The organism is Streptomyces sp. NPDC087270 (assembly GCF_044744625.1).
GTDB lineage: Bacteria > Actinomycetota > Actinomycetes > Streptomycetales > Streptomycetaceae > Actinacidiphila.
In genome coordinates this window covers 212379-228377 of sequence record NZ_JBIUYR010000011.1, presented here as the reverse complement: position 1 = coordinate 228377, position 15999 = coordinate 212379, and the positions used below count along the sequence as shown (strand labels likewise).

The 15999-nt window shown below is 71.5% G+C and carries 19 protein-coding genes; 10 read left to right on the top strand and 9 right to left on the bottom strand.

Going from position 1 to position 15999, the window contains the following annotated elements:
* Positions 1-45 precede the first annotated feature (45 nt).
* On the bottom strand, positions 46-681 hold the full coding sequence (locus ACIPAE_RS23195; protein ID WP_402447560.1) for a TetR/AcrR family transcriptional regulator: 636 nt from the start codon (positions 679-681) through the stop codon (positions 46-48).
* 171 nt (positions 682-852) lie between these two features.
* On the opposite strand from ACIPAE_RS23195, the gene ACIPAE_RS23190 reads away from it, so the two are divergent.
* Positions 853-1590, top strand: coding sequence for an SDR family NAD(P)-dependent oxidoreductase (locus ACIPAE_RS23190; RefSeq protein ID WP_402447559.1), 738 nt, complete (start codon positions 853-855; stop codon positions 1588-1590).
* Positions 1591-1809: 219 nt separating this feature from the next.
* Here ACIPAE_RS23190 and ACIPAE_RS23185 read toward each other — a convergent pair whose 3' ends face one another.
* Together ACIPAE_RS23185 and ACIPAE_RS23180 are read right to left on the bottom strand one after the other, a co-directional pair.
* On the bottom strand, positions 1810-2025 hold the full coding sequence (locus ACIPAE_RS23185; RefSeq protein WP_402447557.1) for a tautomerase family protein: 216 nt from the start codon (positions 2023-2025) through the stop codon (positions 1810-1812).
* Positions 2026-2217: 192 nt separating this feature from the next.
* Positions 2218-3000, bottom strand: coding sequence for an SDR family oxidoreductase (locus tag ACIPAE_RS23180; RefSeq protein ID WP_402447556.1), 783 nt, complete (start codon positions 2998-3000; stop codon positions 2218-2220).
* 187 nt (positions 3001-3187) lie between these two features.
* Between ACIPAE_RS23180 and ACIPAE_RS23175 the strand changes: the two genes are divergently transcribed.
* From ACIPAE_RS23175 to ACIPAE_RS23165, 3 genes are all read left to right on the top strand, one after another.
* Entirely contained in the window at positions 3188-4042 is an 855-nt protein-coding gene (locus ACIPAE_RS23175; protein WP_402447555.1) for a helix-turn-helix transcriptional regulator, read from the top strand.
* Between the two features lie 186 nt (positions 4043-4228).
* Positions 4229-4480 (top strand): hypothetical protein, encoded by a 252-nt coding sequence (locus ACIPAE_RS23170; protein WP_402447554.1) that lies wholly within the window; start codon positions 4229-4231, stop codon positions 4478-4480.
* On the top strand, positions 4480-4872 hold the full coding sequence (locus ACIPAE_RS23165) for a DNA-binding protein (RefSeq protein WP_402447553.1): 393 nt from the start codon (positions 4480-4482) through the stop codon (positions 4870-4872). Before ACIPAE_RS23170 ends, ACIPAE_RS23165 begins: the two co-directional genes overlap by 1 nt.
* A gap of 192 nt (positions 4873-5064) precedes the next feature.
* Here ACIPAE_RS23165 and ychF read toward each other — a convergent pair whose 3' ends face one another.
* Entirely contained in the window at positions 5065-6153 is a 1089-nt protein-coding gene (ychF, locus tag ACIPAE_RS23160; protein ID WP_329365342.1) for a redox-regulated ATPase YchF, read from the bottom strand.
* Between the two features lie 211 nt (positions 6154-6364).
* Here ychF and ACIPAE_RS23155 point away from each other — a divergent pair, with 211 nt between their 5' ends.
* Entirely contained in the window at positions 6365-6976 is a 612-nt protein-coding gene (locus ACIPAE_RS23155; RefSeq protein ID WP_402447551.1) for a DUF6542 domain-containing protein, read from the top strand.
* On the opposite strand, the gene ppgK is transcribed toward ACIPAE_RS23155, so the two are convergent.
* Together ppgK and ACIPAE_RS23145 are read right to left on the bottom strand one after the other, a co-directional pair.
* Positions 6897-7634, bottom strand: a complete 738-nt coding sequence (ppgK, locus tag ACIPAE_RS23150; protein WP_328468643.1) for a polyphosphate--glucose phosphotransferase — start codon at positions 7632-7634, stop codon at positions 6897-6899. The genes ACIPAE_RS23155 and ppgK overlap by 80 nt on opposite strands.
* Positions 7635-7664: 30 nt before the next feature.
* A complete protein-coding gene (locus tag ACIPAE_RS23145; protein WP_366411128.1) occupies positions 7665-8660 on the bottom strand; it encodes a 4-hydroxy-3-methylbut-2-enyl diphosphate reductase in 996 nt (331 codons plus the stop codon).
* 59 nt (positions 8661-8719) lie between these two features.
* On the opposite strand from ACIPAE_RS23145, the gene xseA reads away from it, so the two are divergent.
* From xseA to ACIPAE_RS23130, 3 genes are read left to right on the top strand one after another with little or no spacing between them, the layout of a single operon-like run.
* The gene (xseA, locus tag ACIPAE_RS23140; protein WP_366411127.1) at positions 8720-9931 is read left to right on the top strand and encodes an exodeoxyribonuclease VII large subunit; all 1212 of its coding nucleotides are present in this window, start codon (positions 8720-8722) and stop codon (positions 9929-9931) included.
* Positions 9932-9981: 50 nt separating this feature from the next.
* On the top strand, positions 9982-10365 hold the full coding sequence (locus tag ACIPAE_RS23135) for a cupin domain-containing protein (protein WP_402447549.1): 384 nt from the start codon (positions 9982-9984) through the stop codon (positions 10363-10365).
* A gap of 10 nt (positions 10366-10375) precedes the next feature.
* Positions 10376-10618 carry an exodeoxyribonuclease VII small subunit gene (locus ACIPAE_RS23130; RefSeq protein ID WP_366411125.1) on the top strand — a complete coding sequence of 81 codons (243 nt, stop codon included), beginning with the start codon at positions 10376-10378 and terminating at the stop codon, positions 10616-10618.
* Positions 10619-10716: 98 nt separating this feature from the next.
* On the opposite strand, the gene ACIPAE_RS23125 is transcribed toward ACIPAE_RS23130, so the two are convergent.
* A complete protein-coding gene (locus ACIPAE_RS23125; protein ID WP_402447665.1) occupies positions 10717-11199 on the bottom strand; it encodes a DUF4245 domain-containing protein in 483 nt (160 codons plus the stop codon).
* A 215-nt stretch (positions 11200-11414) separates the two neighbouring features.
* Here ACIPAE_RS23125 and glpX point away from each other — a divergent pair, with 215 nt between their 5' ends.
* Entirely contained in the window at positions 11415-12446 is a 1032-nt protein-coding gene (gene glpX, locus ACIPAE_RS23120; RefSeq protein WP_328468631.1) for a class II fructose-bisphosphatase, read from the top strand.
* Between the two features lie 476 nt (positions 12447-12922).
* Positions 12923-14299, top strand: a complete 1377-nt coding sequence (locus tag ACIPAE_RS23115; RefSeq protein ID WP_366411123.1) for a hypothetical protein — start codon at positions 12923-12925, stop codon at positions 14297-14299.
* Positions 14300-14368: 69 nt separating this feature from the next.
* On the opposite strand, the gene ACIPAE_RS23110 is transcribed toward ACIPAE_RS23115, so the two are convergent.
* Together ACIPAE_RS23110 and ACIPAE_RS23105 are read right to left on the bottom strand one after the other, a co-directional pair.
* Positions 14369-14722, bottom strand: coding sequence for a WhiB family transcriptional regulator (locus ACIPAE_RS23110; protein WP_402447546.1), 354 nt, complete (start codon positions 14720-14722; stop codon positions 14369-14371).
* Between the two features lie 427 nt (positions 14723-15149).
* Positions 15150-15869 carry a DUF1707 domain-containing protein gene (locus tag ACIPAE_RS23105; protein WP_402447544.1) on the bottom strand — a complete coding sequence of 240 codons (720 nt, stop codon included), beginning with the start codon at positions 15867-15869 and terminating at the stop codon, positions 15150-15152.
* Between the last annotated feature and the right edge of the window lie 130 nt (positions 15870-15999).

The following is a 15999-nucleotide window of genomic DNA, read 5'->3' as shown; positions in this document are numbered from 1 at the left end:
GCGGGAGCGTGCCACGCGGCGCAGGGCGACGGCGGCGTCCGCAGGTCAGCTCTTGCCGGAACGCCCACCGAGGTGCAGATCCCCCGGTGGATGCGGCAGTTCGCGAGCGCCGGTGACGCGGAGCCCGTCCAGGGCCAGTTCAAGGTAGCGGCGCCACGCCTGCGGCTGTGCGGCCAGCAAGGGCGCTGCCGTTTGGTGGATGCCCGCGAGCAGCAGCACGATGTCCGTGCCCGTGACGTCGCCGCGGACGGTTCCCTGCTCCTGCGCCCGGCCCGTGAGCGCCTCGGCCGCGTCGCAGAGGCGGCCGATCGCGTCCCGGACGCCGGCATGGTCCAGTGACGGGCGCCCGATCACTTCGCAGAACGCACGGTCGGCGGCCAGGGCCTCGATGCCGTCGGCCATGAACTCCACCAGTGCCGCATCCGCGTCGTCGGCCTCGGCAAGGCGCTCCGCCGTGCTGGTCAACCGGTCGACGAGCTGCAGCATGATCGCCGCAAGCAGGTCTTCCTTCGACGCGAAGTGCCGGAACACCGTGCCTTTGGCCAGGCCGGCGCGCTGGGCGATCTCGCCCATCGACACGTCCGTCCCCAGCTCCGCGAACGCCTCCGTCGCGACCTGAAGCAGAACGCGCCGATTGCGCACCATGTCCGCCCGCCGACCCGCGGTGGCCATCTCGCTCATACGCACCTCTCATCCGGCGAGTACGAGCCTACCAGCAACATGACTGGGTGGTCATTTTTGGTGTAAGGTCAAAATGACCCAGCGGTCATTTTCCGCCCGGGTCAACCGCTGCGTGGCGTCAAGACGCCTGGCGGGCCACCACCTCTCACCACGCATCCATCGGAGGAAGACATGAGCACCACCCTCGACGGAAAGGTCGTCCTGGTCACCGGCGCCTCCTCGGGCATCGGACGGGCCACCGCACTCGCCCTGGCCGAAGCCGGCGCCCGGGTGGCGGTCGGGGCCCGCCGGGCCGATCGACTGAAGTCGCTGGCGCAGGACGCCCCCGGGGAGATGCTGGTCCTGGAGCTCGATGTCACGGACCGCGAGTCCGTGCAAGACGCGGTCACGGCGACCGTCGAGCACTTCGGGGCGCTCGACGCCCTCGTGAACAACGCTGGCGTCATGCTCAGCGGACCGATCCTGAACGCGGACACCGCCGAGTGGACGCGCATGATCGACACCAACCTCCTCGGATCGATGTACACGGCCCATGCCGCCCTGCCCCACCTGCTGGAGAGCAAGGGCGCCGTGGTGCAGGTCTCCTCGACATCAGGGCGCACCGCATCTGCCGGCGGAGGCGTCTACGCCGCAACCAAGTTCGGCATCACCGCCTTCTCGGAGGCCTTGCGGCAGGAAGTCACCGCGCAGGGCGTACGCGTCGTCGTCATCGAACCCGGAATGGTCGCGACCGAACTGGCCACCCACATCACCGACCCCGCCATGCAGGCCCTCGCCAGGAACTACGCCGACTCCATGCGGACCCTTCAGCCCGAGGACATCGCCGGCGCCGTCCTGTATGCGCTCACCCAGCCCGAGCACGTCGCCGTCAACGAGATCCTGATCCGTCCGACCGACCAGGCCCGCTGACGACGGTGCGCGGAATGGTGTGACCTGCTGCCGGCAGCCGTTGAGGCGGCGCTCCGAACAGGTGCTTGCGCGTTGGCATGCGTCGGCGTTCGGCCTTGACGCCATCGCGATCGACGGCGGTACTGCCGTCCCCGATCCGGCCGACCGGGTGGCGGCCCGGTCGGGGCTGGGGCCGGTCGCGGCGACGGTTTGACCCCAGCCGTGGATCATCCCGGGTCGTCAGCCTTCGGTGGGCTGCTGGAGCATGGACAGGGTCAGGACGTTGCCGCCGATGCCCCAACCGCCGTCGATGACCTCCTCGACCAGGACCATGGTGTTGGCCCGGGCGCGTTCGCCGTAGATCTCGACGTACAGCTCGGTGGTACGGGTGACGATCGTCTCCTTCTGCTTCTCGTCGAGGGTTCCGGCAGGGACTTTGAAGTTCGCGAACGGCATGGTGGTTCTCTTTCGGTTGTGGTTACGGGGAAGCGCCTGCGGTGAGCAGGTCGTCCAGCCCGACGCGGTGGAAGAACTCGGCGCGGAGGCCGGCGGCGATCGCGGAGAGGATCGCGGAGAGGACTTCACCTCCGTCGGGGCTGGGGTCCGTGGGGGCGTATCAGCCGGGGGCCGACACCGGGCACGGGGCCGTCAGATGATGCCGCCGTTGGGGCGGATGATCTGGCCGTTGATCCAGTGGCCGGCCGGGGAGGCGAGGAAGGCGACGACTTCGGCGATGTCGGCGGGGGTACCGAGGCGCTCCAGTGGGGGCTGGGCGGCCAGCCGGGCGATGGTCTGATCGTCCTTGCCGTCGAGGAACAGATCGGTGGCGGTGGGGCCGGGGGCCACGGCGTTGACGGTGATGTTCCGGCCGCGCAGCTCCCGCGCGAGGATGAGCGTGAGTGCTTCGACGGCGCCCTTGCTGGCGCTGTAGGCGCCGTAGCCGGGGAAGGCCAGGCCCACCACGGACGTGGAGAAGGTGACGACCGCGCCACCGCTGCGGATCTTCCGTGCGGCCTGCTGGGCGACGACGAAGGTCCCGCGGATGTTGGTGCGGTGGAGCGCGTCCAGCTCCGCCAGGTCCAGTTCGGCGATGGGTGCCAGCAAAACCCGGCCGGCCGCGTGGACGACGACGTCGACGCCGCCGAACTCGGCCTCCGCGGTGGCGAACAGAGCGGAGATCTGCTGCTCGTCGGCGACGTCCGCCTGGACACCGATCGCTCTGCCGCCGCCGGCGGTCACGTCCTTGACGGCGGCCTCGGCCAGTTCGCGGTTGCCCGCATAGCCGACCACGACGGCGAATCCGTCGGCGGCCAGTCGGCTCACCGTCGCGCGGCCGATCCCGCGGGAGCCGCCCGTGACGATGGCGACGCGGAGCCGATCGGCGCGGGGATCGGGCGTGGCGTGGCGGTCCACGGGTTCCTGGGCAGACATGAACACTCCTGCTGGAGGTGCGGGAAAAGGGATGCCGCGACAGAGGGATCACGGCCAGGGGCATCGGTGCGGTGCCCCGCTCGTGGCTCCAGAGTGGTTCGGCGTGCCCGCCCCAGCCAGGGCTGTCCGCACCCAGGGGTTGCCATCCCCTGGCTCGCGTCCACCGGTGGGCGCGACGATAGGAGACGTGAACCATTCCGAACTCGCCGCGTTCCTCAAGTCCCGGCGCGGCCGGGTCCGCCCGTCCGACGTCGGCCTGCCCACCGGCCCGCGGCGCCGGGTGCCCGGTCTGCGGCGCGAGGAGGTAGCCCATCTGGCCGGGCTGTCCGCGGACTACTACACCGAGCTGGAACGCGGACGCGGCGCCCAGCCCTCGGCCCAGGTCCTGGCCGTGCTGGCCCGGGCGCTCCGGCTGAACGGCGACGAACGCGACCATCTGTTCCACCTCGCCGACCGTCCGATCCCCCCGGCGGCGCACGGCCCGACCGCACATGTCCAGCCTGGTCTGCTCGGCCTGCTGGACCAGCTCACCACCACTCCTGCCCAGGTCATCACCGACCTGCACGAAACCCTCGTCCAGAACCCGCTGGCCGCCGCACTCGTGGGCCGGCCCCCGGCACTGCGCGGTCTCGAGGCGAGCTTCGTCCACCGCTGGTTCACCGACCCCCAGGCCCGGACCCTCTACCCGCCCGAGGACCACCCCCACCACTCCCGGGTCTTCGTCGCCGACCTCCAGGCGGTCGCCGCCCGCCGCGGCAGCGAGACCCAGGTGACCCGGATGGTCGCCGTGCTGCGCGGACGCAGCCGGGAGTTCGCCACCCTGTGGGACACCCACGACGTCGCCCTCCGGCGAACCGACCACAAACGCATAGTCCATTCCGCCCTGGGCGTCATCGAGCTGGACTGCCAGAGCCTGTTCAGCGAGGACGGACGCCAGCGCCTGCTGTGGTTCAGCGCCCCACCCGGCACCGAGGGCGCGGCCCAGCTGAGCCTGCTCTCCGTCATCGGCACGCAAGATATGACAACGTCGACGCCCGCATGAAGGGCACGGGAAGATGACCGACCTGCCGACCGGCTCCGCCCACATCGACGCGACGACCAACGGAGCGCAGCCCGGACGGCGCATCGTGTTCACCCGTTGGCGTCCGCGCCGGCGGGGAGGGCCGTCCTCACGCCCAGGGGTGATCCGGCGCCGCCGCAGCTTGCTACCACAGGTAGGATCGGCATCATGAGCGGTAGCAAGAAGTACTCGATCAGCCTCCCCGAGGACCTCGCCGAGGCCGCACGTACCCACGTCGGGCCTGGCGGCTTCTCCGCCTACGTCGCCGAAGCCCTCGAACAACGGGTCGCCATGGACAAGCTCCGGGAGATCGTCGCCGACTTCGAGACCGACCACGACGAGCTCACCCGCGAGGAGGTCGAAGCCGCCCGGGCGCTACTGCGCCACGATCGTCGGCAGGCCGGCGGGGCCGCCGCCTGATGCCCGGCACCCTCCTGCTCGACAGTGAAGGTCTCTCCAAGCTGTACCGGAAGGATCGCGCGGTCGTGGCCCTGGTCCAGGCGGCATCGGAAGAGGAAGTTCGCGTGGCCACCAGCGCCATGACCCTCCTTGAGGCCGACTACGACCGCGTTCACCCCGCCCGGATCTCCTGGGTCCTCTCCCGGGTCGACGTGCACGACATCACCAAGGACGTCACCGTTCAGGCCGCCGCGCTCCTGCGCACCCACAGCCTCCACGGTCACAAGTACGCGATCGACGCCGCCTTCGCCGTCATCGCCCGCACCGCCGTCCGCCCATGTACCGTTCTCACCTCCGACCGCGAGGACCTGACACTCCTCTGCGGCCCCACCGTGGAAGTCCTCAAGGTCTGAGTTCCCACCGGCGAAGAGCATGGCGATCAGCGAGCCGGGATCGGGCCGCCGCGCCTACCCTCCCGGGCTCGACACAGGGGGCGAAAGTCTTCCGCACTGCCTCGGCCCCGGTCCGCAGGACTGCGGACTCCTGCGGAACGCACAACGGCCCGACCCGCATCTCCGCAGGTCAGGCCGTCTGTGGGTACGTGATCACACGTTGAACCGAAACTCCACCACGTCGCCGTCCTGCATGACGTAGTCCTTGCCCTCCATGCGGGCCTTGCCCTTCGCGCGGGCTTCGGCGACGGAGCCGGTGGTCACGAGGTCGTCGAAGGAGATGACCTCGGCCTTGATGAAGCCCTTCTGGAAGTCGGTGTGGATCACGCCCGCCGCCTCGGGGGCGGTGGCGCCGCGCTTGATGGTCCAGGCGCGGGACTCCTTGGGGCCGGCCGTGAGGTAGGTCTGGAGCCCGAGGGTGTTGAAGCCGACCCGGGCGAGGGTGGCGAGCCCGGGCTCCTCCTGGCCGACGGACTGGAGGAGTTCGAGGGCCTCGGCGTCGTCGAGTTCGGCCAGGTCTGCTTCGAGCTTGGCGTTGAGGAAGATCGCCTCGGCGGGGGCGATCAGGGCGCGCTGCTCGTCCTTGAACGCCTCGTCGGTGAGCTCGTCCTCGTCGACGTTGAAGACGTAGAGGAACGGCTTCGTGGTGAGCAGGTGCAGCTCGTGCAGGAGGGCGCCCTGCTCGGTGTCCTTCGTGATGCCGTGGGCGAAGAGGGTGTCGCCGGCGGCGAGGATCGTCTGCGCGGCCTCGGCCGCGGCCAGCACCTTCGCCTTGTCCTTCTGCATCCGCGATTCCTTGGTCAGGCGCGGGATCGCCTTCTCCACGGACTGCAGGTCGGCGAGGATCAGCTCGGTGTTGATCGTCTCGATGTCGTCGCGGGGCGAGACCTTGCCGTCCACGTGGACCACGTTCTCGTCCTTGAAGGCGCGGATCACCTGGCAGATCGCGTCGGACTCCCGGATGTTCGCGAGGAACTTGTTGCCCAGGCCCTCGCCTTCCGAGGCACCGCGGACGATGCCGGCGATGTCGACGAAGTCCACGGTGGCGGGGAGCACCCGGGCCGAGTCGAAGATCTCGGCGAGCCGGTGCAGCCGGGGGTCGGGCACGCCGACCACGCCGATGTTGGGCTCGATGGTGGCGAACGGGTAGTTGGCCGCCAGCACGTCGTTCTTGGTCAGGGCGTTGAAGAGCGTCGACTTGCCGACATTCGGCAGGCCGACGATTCCGATGGAGAGCGACACGTGACGACTTCCCGTGGGCAGGAGGTGGGGGCTGGCGCCGACCAGTCTACGGGCCGCCGCACCACCGGCGGGACGCCCACCCGACCACCGCCCACCACCCCCGCGTCAACCCCGCCTCACTCGAACGGAGCACTTCGAACAGAGGGCCCAGGCGAGCGAATCCGCGTGTCCCGGACCTGCGCGACCAGCGCAACCCGCCTACGTTGAGTAGGTGGAGCAACACACTGCGCGTACGAGCACCACCGCCCGCCAGGTCCCCGCCGCCCTCCCGTCGAAGGCGGCGCCGGCAGCCTCGGCGGCGGCGTCCGGATCGACCGCGGCCTCGGCCACGCCATCCGCGTCCGCGCCGCCCCGGCCGAGCAACCGGCTCGCGGCGGCCGCGCACCGGCTGCGGACCCTGCCCCGCCCCCGCCCCCGCCTGACCGGCCTCGGCACGGGCGCCCTGACCACCGTGGTGACGGTGCTCGGCGGGGCCGTCGACTCGCTGCTCTTCGACGGCCCCGGCGTCCTCTTCGGGCTGGTCTTCATCGCCGTGTGCATCGCCGCGGCGGTGTACGTCCGGCCGTACGACCTGGTGGCGGCGCCGGTGGCGGCGCCCATCGCGTTCGCGGTGGGCATCACCCTGACGGCCGACAGCGGCGACGGCAGCCTGCTCGGGCACGTGGTCGGGGTCTTCACCGGCCTGGCCCTGATGACCGGCTGGCTCTACACCGGTACGGTGCTCGCCGCCGCGATCGTGGCGGTCAGAGCTTTGCGGCAGCCATCGCGGCGCCGACGATCCCCGCGTTGTTCTGCAACTCCGCGGGGACGATCTCCGCGCTGATCCCGTGGATCAGCGGCAGGAACTTGTCGGGTTTCCGGCTCACCCCGCCGCCGATCACGAACAGGTCGGGCGAGAAGAGCATCTCCACGTGCGCGAGGTACTTCTTCAGCCGGTGCGCCCAGTGCTCCCAGCTCAGATCCTCGTCCTCACGGGCCTTGACCGACGCGCGCTTCTCCGCGTCGTGGCCGTGCAGCTCCAGGTGGCCCAACTCGGTGTTGGGCACCAGGTGCCCGTCCACGAACAGCGCGCTGCCGATCCCGGTGCCGAGGGTGAGCAGCATGACGGTGCCGCCGCGGCCGCGGCCGGCCCCGAAGGTCATCTCGGCGACCCCCGCGGCGTCCGCGTCGTTGAGGATCACCACCGGAAGGCTCAGCCGCTCGCTGATCAGCTTCCGCGCGTCCACGCCCACCCAGCCGCTGTCCATGTTGGCGGCGGTGCGGGTCACGCCGTCCACCACGACGCCGGGGAAGGTCACGCCGAGCGGGCCCTTGTGGCCGAAGTGCTCGACCACCTCGGCCACGCCCTCGACGACACCCTCCGGTGTCGCCGGCTGCGGGGTGGGCACCTTGTGCCGCTCGTCCGACAGGTCGCCCCGGTCGAGATCGACCGGAGCGCCCTTGATTCCCGTACCGCCGATGTCCACACCGAACATGTTCATGGCCCCCAGGTTAAAGGTGGGTGGAACCGCTCACCTCTTGGCCGATTCCCGCTCGACGGCCTCCGCACGCAGATCCCGGCGCAGTTCCTTCGGCAGCGAGAACTGGATGGACTCCTGCGCGGAGGTCACCACCGACACGTCGTCGAAGCCGCGGGCGGCCAGCCACTCCAGCACCCCGTCGACCAGCACCTCCGGCACGGACGCGCCCGAGGTCACGCCGACCGTGCGCACGCCCTCCAGCCAGCCGTCCTCGCACTCCTCGGCGAAGTCCACCAGGTACGACGCGCCGGCGCCGGCCTGCAGCGCGACCTCGACCAACCGGATGGAGTTGGAGGAGTTGCGGGAGCCGACCACGATCACCAGGTCGGCGTCGGCGGCGATCTGCTTCACCGCGACCTGGCGGTTCTGCGTGGCGTAGCAGATGTCGTCGCTCGGCGGCGAGACCAGCCGCGGGAAGCGCTCCTTGAGGGCGTCCACGGTCTCCATCGTCTCGTCGACCGAGAGCGTGGTCTGCGAGAGCCAGACCACCTTGGACTCGTCGCGCACCTTCACCTTGGCCGCGTCGGCGGGGCCGTCGACCAGGTGCATGCGCTCGGGCGCCTCGCCCATGGTGCCGACGACCTCTTCGTGGCCCTCGTGGCCGATGAGCAGGATGTCGTAGTCCTCGCCGGCGTAGCGGACGGCTTCCTTGTGCACCTTGGTGACCAGCGGGCAGGTCGCGTCGATGGAGGCGAGGCTGCGCTGGGCGGCCTCCTCGTGCACGACCGGGGCCACGCCGTGCGCGGAGAAGATCACGATCGCGTTCTCGGGCACCTCCTCCGTCTCGTCGACGAAGACGGCGCCCTTCTTCTCCAGGGTCTGCACCACGTACTTGTTGTGCACGATCTGCTTGCGGACGTAGACCGGGGCGCCGTACTGCTCCAGCGCCTTCTCGACGGTGATGACGGCACGGTCCACACCCGCGCAGTACCCGCGGGGGGCGGCGAGGAGGACACGGCGGGTGGAGTCAGAGGTCATGCGGTCCATCGTACGGGGCCGCCTCCGGGGCGGGGTGGGGTGTCGGCGGGGCGCACTAAGGTGCGGGTATGGCTCTGAACACCTCGGCGGAAGCGCCGATTCCGGTCGGCGAGGTGTCGCGGCTGATCGGCGGGTGGATCGACCGGCTCGGCGCGGTGTGGGTGGAGGGCCAGATCACGCAGCTCTCCCGCCGCCCGGGCGCAGGGGTGGTGTTCCTGACGCTGCGCGACCCGTCGCACGACACGTCGTTGTCCGTGACCTGCTACCGCGCGGTGTACGAACAGGTGGCCGATGTGGTCGGCGAGGGCGCGCGGGTCGTGGTGCACGCCAGACCGGAGTGGTACGGACCGCGGGGCACGCTGTCGCTGCGGGCGAGCGAGATCCGGCCGGTCGGGATGGGCGAACTGCTGGCGCGGCTGGAGCAGTTGAAGAAGTCGCTGGCGGCCGAGGGGCTCTTCGCGGCGGACCGCAAGCGCCCGCTGCCGTTCCTGCCCGGGCTGATCGGCCTGGTGACCGGCCGCGCCTCGGCCGCCGAGCGGGACGTACGGGAGAACGCGCGGCTGCGCTGGCCCGCCGTCCGCTTCGAGGTGCGGAACGTCCCCGTGCAGGGCGCGGCCGCGGTCCCCCGGGTGGTCGAGGCGGTGCAGCAGCTCGACGCCCATCCGGAGGTCGACGTCATCGTGGTGGCGCGCGGCGGGGGCAGCGTGGAGGACCTGCTGCCGTTCTCCGACGAGCGGCTGGTGCGGGCGGTCGCGGCGTGCGGCACCCCGGTGGTCTCCGCGATCGGGCACGAGCCGGACACGCCGCTGCTCGACCTGGTCGCCGACCTGCGCGCGTCCACCCCCACGGACGCCGCCAAGCGGATCGTGCCGGACGTGCGGGAGGAGCTGGCCCGCGTCCAGTTGGTACGGGACCGGGCGCTGCGGGTGCTGCGCGGCATCCTCGACCGGGAGGAGCGCGGCCTTGAGGCGGCGCTCAGCCGTCCCGCCCTCGCGGCGCCGTACCGGATGGTCGAGCAGCGCGAGGCGGAGGTCGCCGACCGGGTGGACCGGGCCCGGCGCACCCTGGGGCACCTGCTCGACCGGGCCGACGCCGACCTCACCCACACCCTCGCCCGCGTCGTCGCCCTCTCCCCCGCGGCCACCCTCCGCCGCGGCTACGCGGTCCTCCAGCGCGAGGACGGCGCGGCGGTCCGCGACCCGGCCGAGGTCGCCGACGGCGACACGCTGCGCGCCCGCGTCGCGGAGGGCGACTTCACGGTGCGGGTCCAGGGGAACTGAAGCGCGAACCGAGCGGAAGAGGGCGGGCTGATGCCGGAAGAGGGCGGGCGATGAAGGACGAGCGCGAGTTCCACGACACGGCGGGGGTGCCGTGGCGCGCGGCCGAGGGCGCGCCCGGGGTGAGCGAGCGGCCGCTGTCCGCCGGGCCCGATCCGGCGGTCGAGCAGACCCAGCTGGCCCGTTGGGAGCCCGGGCTCGACACCTCCGCGGCGGGCGTGATCCGGCACCCCTACTACGAGGAGGTGTACCTGCTGGAGGGCGAGTTGGAGGACCTCACCCTCGGCCGCACCTTCACCGCGGGGCACTACGCCTCCCGCCCCCCGGGCATGCCGCACGGCCCCTACCGGACGAGGACGGGGTGCCTAATGCTGGAGATCCGGTCCCCGGAGCGACCTCGCTCCGCGCCGCCCGGGAGTGTCCGCGGTACGCCCTAGGCTTGCGGGCATGGCAGACGAGGAATCCACCAGCGCCGTACTCGGCTACGAACAGGCCCGCGACGAGCTCGTGGACGTGGTGCGCCGCCTGGAAGCGGGCGGCGCGACCTTGGAGGAGTCGCTCGCCTTGTGGGAGCGGGGCGAGGAGCTGGCCAAGGTCTGCCGGCGCTGGCTGGAGGGCGCCCGGGCCCGGCTGGACGCCGCGCTGGCAGCGGAGGACCCCGAAGAGGCGGAGGGCGCCGAGCCCGAATAGCGCCCCACCCGCCCACGGCAAGGTCCGGCCCACGGCAAGGCCCCGCCCACGGCCAGGTCCGGCTCACGGCCTGAGGGCGCCGGCGGGCCGGAAGCCGCTTACGGCTTGAGGGTCGCCGCGAACCGCTGGAGCTGGGCGTCCGGCGCCGTACCGAGCACCACCGTGGTGACGCCCTTCTCCTCGCGCACCAGCGCGTCGTAACGCCCGCCGGTGTAGTACTGCCAGCTCGCCCCGCCGACCGCGACCGTACGCCCCGCGTCGCGGTGCGCGTTGATCGTCACCTGGCTGATGAACCCGGTCGGGTCGCCGTTGGACTGCTCCAGCGCCACGTACTGCTGGTCGGGGTCGATGAAACCGAGGTGCCAGGTCACGTTGCGGCGGTCGCCCGCGGAGTACGTGACGGAGGTGGCGTGCCACTTCGCGCTGAGCCCTTCGGGGCCGGCCACCGGGTAGGGCGCGTCCCGCCTCGCCTGCTTGAGCTCCACGCTGTACCCGACGGTCTCCGTCTTGACAGGGGTCTCCTTGGAGTCGTGCGGGATGAACAGATAGATCAGGTAGACGACGACCCCGAGCACGAGCATCGACAGGACCAGGTCCCGGATCGTCTTGTTGCCACCACGCTTGTCCGCTGCCACGCGCCCTATCGTCCCCCATGGGCGTTTGCGGCCCGTCCGCCGGGTACCCGAAGAGTTGGCGGCTGCTCATGTGACATGTCCCCTGCTCAGATTTGCAGTTCACCCGATAAGGTCGCAGCACCCTCATTTTCCGGCCGTCCCCGTACAGAAAGGTGCGCGTGATGACCGAACAGCACTTGCCTCCGCAGCTCGAAGTGAGTCCGGAGGCACCCGACCGCAACCTCGCCCTGGAACTGGTCCGGGTCACCGAGGCCGCCGCGATGGCCTCGGCCCGCTGGGTGGGCCGAGGCGACAAGAACGGAGCGGACGGCGCCGCCGTCAAGGCCATGCGCACCCTCGTGCACACCGTGTCGATGAACGGCGTGGTGGTCATCGGCGAGGGCGAGAAGGACGAAGCGCCGATGCTCTACAACGGCGAGCGGATCGGCGACGGCACGGGTGCGGAGTGCGACGTCGCCGTGGACCCGGTGGACGGCACCACGCTGACCGCCAAGGGCATGCCGAACGCCGTGTCGGTGCTCGCGGCGGCCGACCGCGGCACGATGTACGACCCGTCGGCGGTCTTCTACATGGACAAGCTGGTGGTCGGCCCGGAGGCGGCCGAGTTCGTGGACATCACCGCGCCGCCCGCGGTGAACATCCGCCGGGTGGCGAAGGCGAAGGGCATCGCCCCCGAGAACGTGACGGTCGTGGTGCTCGACCGGCCGCGCCACGACGAGCTGGCCCGGCAGATCCGGGAGACCGGCGCGCGGATCAAGTTCATCGCGGACGGCGACGTGGCGGGCGCGATCATGGCGGCCCGCGAAGGCACCGGCGTCGACATGCTGCTGGGCATCGGCGGCACCCCGGAGGGCATCATCACCGCCTGCGCGATGGCCTGCATGGGCGGCACGATCCAGGGCCGGCTGTGGCCGAAGGACGACGCGGAGCGGCGCAAGGCGCTGGACGCGGGCCACGACCTGGACCGCGTGCTGCACACCACGGACCTGGTCAGCGGCGACAACGTGTTCTTCGTGGCGACCGGCATCACCGACGGCGAACTGCTGCGCGGCGTGCGCTACCGGGCGGAGACGGCCACCACCTCCTCCCTGGTGATGCGGTCGAAGTCCGGCACGATCCGGCAGATCGACTCGGTGCACCGGCTGTCGAAGCTGCGGGCGTACAGCGCGATCGACTTCGACCGGGCGAACTGACCGCCTGCTCCCCGCCTGTTCACCGCCGACCGACCGCCGACCGACCGCCCCGGTAGGGGAAGAGGACGCCAGGTGAGCCGGGCCGGGCGCTGCCCGCCATCCGTCGCGACGGGTGGCGCGCCCGCGTCGCCGGCCGCCTGCGTCCCTCGGCCACGCGTACGCGTGCGTGCGTACGTATGTACGTGAGGCGCCGGTCTCACACCCGACCGTGACGCCCTTCACCGCTGCCACCCGGCGCGATAGCGTTCCCCTTCGCCGGGGGGTGTCCACGTGGGGAACTTGGACGCGGGGGCATCCGTCCGCCCGACTGAAGGCGACGGAGAGGCGTACCAGTGAAGCGTGTCGACGGGGACGGAAGAGCACCGGAGACAAAGGCAGGGAAGACAGGGACGACGAGGGGGACAAGGACCGGGACGGGGACCCGCGAGGCGCGGTCCCGGGCGGGCGGGTGGCGGCTGGCCGGCCGCGTCACGGCGGTGGGGATCGCGGCGCTCGCGCTCGGCCTCGCCTCCTTGGGCGCTGCGGGCTCGGCGAGCGCGTCGCCCGGAACCCCGGGCAAGGCGGTCCGCGCCTCGGCCGCGGCAGCGGCGAAACTCGAACTGACGGTGCACCGCGTGTCGGACGCGTCGCAGCAGGCGATGGACGACACCTTCGCCAACAGCAGCATCCACACCATCGCGAACACCGTGAACCACCACCTGCACACGGTCACCGGCGGCGACTGCACCGCCGACGAGAAGGACACCGTGCCCCTCACCCCGACCGCGAGCAGCGCCTACTGCTGGGACGCCGGCGACGCCGCCACGCAGAGCTTTTCGCCGCAGGGCATGACCTCCTCCGGCGACGCCGACAGCGACGGCGTGTGGGGAACCGACCGCGTGCTGCTCTCCGGCTGGGCCAGCGCCCCCAAGACCACCGCCATGGGGCGCATCGCGGTGATCAACGACACCGACGGGTCGCCGAACAAGCTCGGCTACCGGTGGGTGCTGCCGGTCATCCCCACCGCCGGCGGCACGAACTTCACCCGCTTCCCCTCACACATGGGCGGCATGGTGTGGTGGGGCGACAAGCTGCTGGTCACCGCGTCGCTCGACGGCGACCCGCACCACAACGCGATCTACGTCTTCTCGACCAAGCACATCTACCAGGCGAACACGAACGCCTCCTGGATCGGCCACAACGGCAGCCAGGTGTCGGCCCACGGCTACCAGTACTTCTGGCCGGCCATCGGGTCGTACGGCGTCACCTCGGCCTGCTCCTACAACGACCACAGCGCCGACCGGCTGCCCTGCTTCGACGGGCTGTCCATGGACCGGTCCCAGGACCCCTACACGCTGGTCGCCAACGAGTGGGTCTCCTCAGGTACGGTCGGGGCGACCTCCCGGATCTGGCGCTACAAGCTCGCGCCGACCAGCCGCCTGATGCCCATCGCCGTGAACAGCGCCGGCCACGCCGATCCGATCGACGTGTACGACACGGACATCGTCGGCATCCAAGGCACGCTGAATCAGACCGAGAACGGCGAGAGAGTCGTCTACACCGCTGATTCGCTGGGCAGTCCGGGGGTACACGGCATTCCATGGCGGGTTCCGCTGCCTGCCACCGGAGCGCAGACCGCGGCACACGAGACCACCTCGACCGGCGGCAGCACCAGCGCCGGCACCGCCGCCGAGCACTCCTGGGCACAACACTCGGAGGGGATGACCTTCATGGCCGACCAGAACCAGGTCTGGGCGCAGACGGAGTGGGCCGCGGCCCCGGACGGCACGTACCCGACGACCGGCACGGTGGTACGGCAGCGGATCGTCTTCTCCGTCCCGATGGGCGATCTACGGTCCTCGCTGGTGTCCTGACGGCTCCTGGACGGCTCCCTGGACAACTCCTTGTGGGCACCGCCGACCGCCACCCGCGGCCGGCGGTGCTCAGCCGGCGGCGGCGATGCGGGGGGCCGCGTGCTGGAGTTCGACCTCGCGACGGCGCCTGCGGGCGAGCACCACGCGGCGCTCGGCGGCGGTCATGCCGCCCCACACTCCGTACGGCTCCGGCTGGAGCAGGGCGTGTTCACGGCATTCGAGCATCACCGGGCACCGCGCGCAGACCCGCTTGGCGGCTTCCTCGCGCGACAGCCGGGCCGCCGTCGGCTCCTTCGACGGAGCGAAGAACAGCCCCGCCTCGTCGCTTCGGCAGGCGGCCTCCGAGTGCCAGGGGCCGCCCAGATCCCGCGGGTGTCCGGGCGGGAGCGTGAGGTCCGTGGCGGGCTCGATCGGTTGAAGCACGGGAAACTCCTGACGACGGCGTTGGGGGTCCCCCAGGCGCGGCTCTGGGGGAGATTGCCACGCTTGCCCGTCGCTGCCCGGCGCCCGGGCGAAGCTGGGCGGAGCTGCCGTGCGGCGGCGTGCCGTTCCCCTACCCGCTGTGCGCGACTTCATGCGCACCGTGTTCGTTCCCGCGTACGACCATCGCTCCGGCGTGCGCCGCCCGGGTCGTCCGGAATGCCGGGGGCGGGCGGGAGTTGGGGCGAGGAGTCGGAGCCGGGCTTCGCGTGCGAGCCGCAAGGGAGGGGCGGGCCGGCGTCCGCGTCAGGGCGGCGTCAGCCGTGTCGGGTCGTTCAGAACGGACCAGAAAACCGGGTCAAGTGACGTCCGGCCGTGCCGTACCGGCCGCCACCGTCACCCACGTACGCCGTCACCGCGGCCACCACCGTCAGCCTTCGAGCTGCTTCTTCGCCCAGTCGACGACCTTCTTGCCGCGCTTGGCCTTGGCCTCGACCCCACCCCAGAAGGCGACGCCCACGACCCGGACCGTCGGCGCGTGCGGGTCGGGGGCCTCGAAGGCCCGCACGTCGGCGCCGCCCATGATGCCGATCACGCCACTGCCTTGCAGCGTGACGTTCTCCGGGACCTTGATGCTGATGCCACCCATGACCGCGGTGCAGTGGATGACCAGTTCCGGCGAGGTGAACGTCGCCTCGGTCAGGTCGATCTCGATCCCGCCCATGACCGCGACCGCGGTGATCCGGTTGCCGACCCGCCAACGGCCCTTGCGTTCCGCCCCGCTGAGGATGCCGACCAGGGTGGGGTTCTCGCCAAGCGGCTCGCCCGCGTACGAGCGCGCCGCGGCCGAGGGCGCCGCCGCGGCGGCCACCCGGCCCGCGGGCAGGTCCCCTACCAGCGGCTCCAGTTCGCCGACGGTCTTCGCGGCGTAGACCCGGTCCAGCCGCTCGGAGTGCTCTTCCGCGTCGAGGCGGCCCTCGGCGAGGGCCTCGCGCAGGATGTCGGCGATCCGGTCGCGGTCGGCGTCCGAGGCTCGCAGGGCGCCGCCGGCCGTCTGCGGGACCGCCGGGGCGGCGGGGCTGGTCGCCGGGCTGGGGCGGTCGGGCGTTTCCGCGGGCTGCGAGCGCTTCTGGAGCGGCGATTCGTCCACCCGACCACCGTACACAGCCGTCCACAGACGCGATAGATCGCGACTACCCCGAGGGCCCCCTGAGCGCTCCCTTAGGGGGCGCGGGAAATCGGCCCGCACCGGCTTCGGCGAGGCGCCCCGTACCACCTCG

Excerpts from the sequence above, each read along its gene's own strand:
- ACIPAE_RS23195 (WP_402447560.1), bottom strand. The coding sequence starts at position 681 with ATGAGCGAGATGGCCACCGCGGGTCGGCGGGCGGACATGGTGCGCAAT.
- ACIPAE_RS23190 (WP_402447559.1), top strand. The coding sequence starts at position 853 with ATGAGCACCACCCTCGACGGAAAGGTCGTCCTGGTCACCGGCGCCTCC.
- ACIPAE_RS23185 (WP_402447557.1), bottom strand. The coding sequence starts at position 2,025 with ATGCCGTTCGCGAACTTCAAAGTCCCTGCCGGAACCCTCGACGAGAAG.
- ACIPAE_RS23180 (WP_402447556.1), bottom strand. The coding sequence starts at position 3,000 with ATGTCTGCCCAGGAACCCGTGGACCGCCACGCCACGCCCGATCCCCGC.
- ACIPAE_RS23170 (WP_402447554.1), top strand. The coding sequence starts at position 4,229 with ATGAGCGGTAGCAAGAAGTACTCGATCAGCCTCCCCGAGGACCTCGCC.
- ACIPAE_RS23165 (WP_402447553.1), top strand. The coding sequence starts at position 4,480 with ATGCCCGGCACCCTCCTGCTCGACAGTGAAGGTCTCTCCAAGCTGTAC.
- ppgK (WP_328468643.1), bottom strand. The coding sequence starts at position 7,634 with ATGAACATGTTCGGTGTGGACATCGGCGGTACGGGAATCAAGGGCGCT.
- ACIPAE_RS23145 (WP_366411128.1), bottom strand. The coding sequence starts at position 8,660 with ATGGACCGCATGACCTCTGACTCCACCCGCCGTGTCCTCCTCGCCGCC.
- xseA (WP_366411127.1), top strand. The coding sequence starts at position 8,720 with ATGGCTCTGAACACCTCGGCGGAAGCGCCGATTCCGGTCGGCGAGGTG.
- ACIPAE_RS23135 (WP_402447549.1), top strand. The coding sequence starts at position 9,982 with ATGAAGGACGAGCGCGAGTTCCACGACACGGCGGGGGTGCCGTGGCGC.
- ACIPAE_RS23130 (WP_366411125.1), top strand. The coding sequence starts at position 10,376 with ATGGCAGACGAGGAATCCACCAGCGCCGTACTCGGCTACGAACAGGCC.
- ACIPAE_RS23125 (WP_402447665.1), bottom strand. The coding sequence starts at position 11,199 with ATGCTCGTGCTCGGGGTCGTCGTCTACCTGATCTATCTGTTCATCCCG.
- glpX (WP_328468631.1), top strand. The coding sequence starts at position 11,415 with ATGACCGAACAGCACTTGCCTCCGCAGCTCGAAGTGAGTCCGGAGGCA.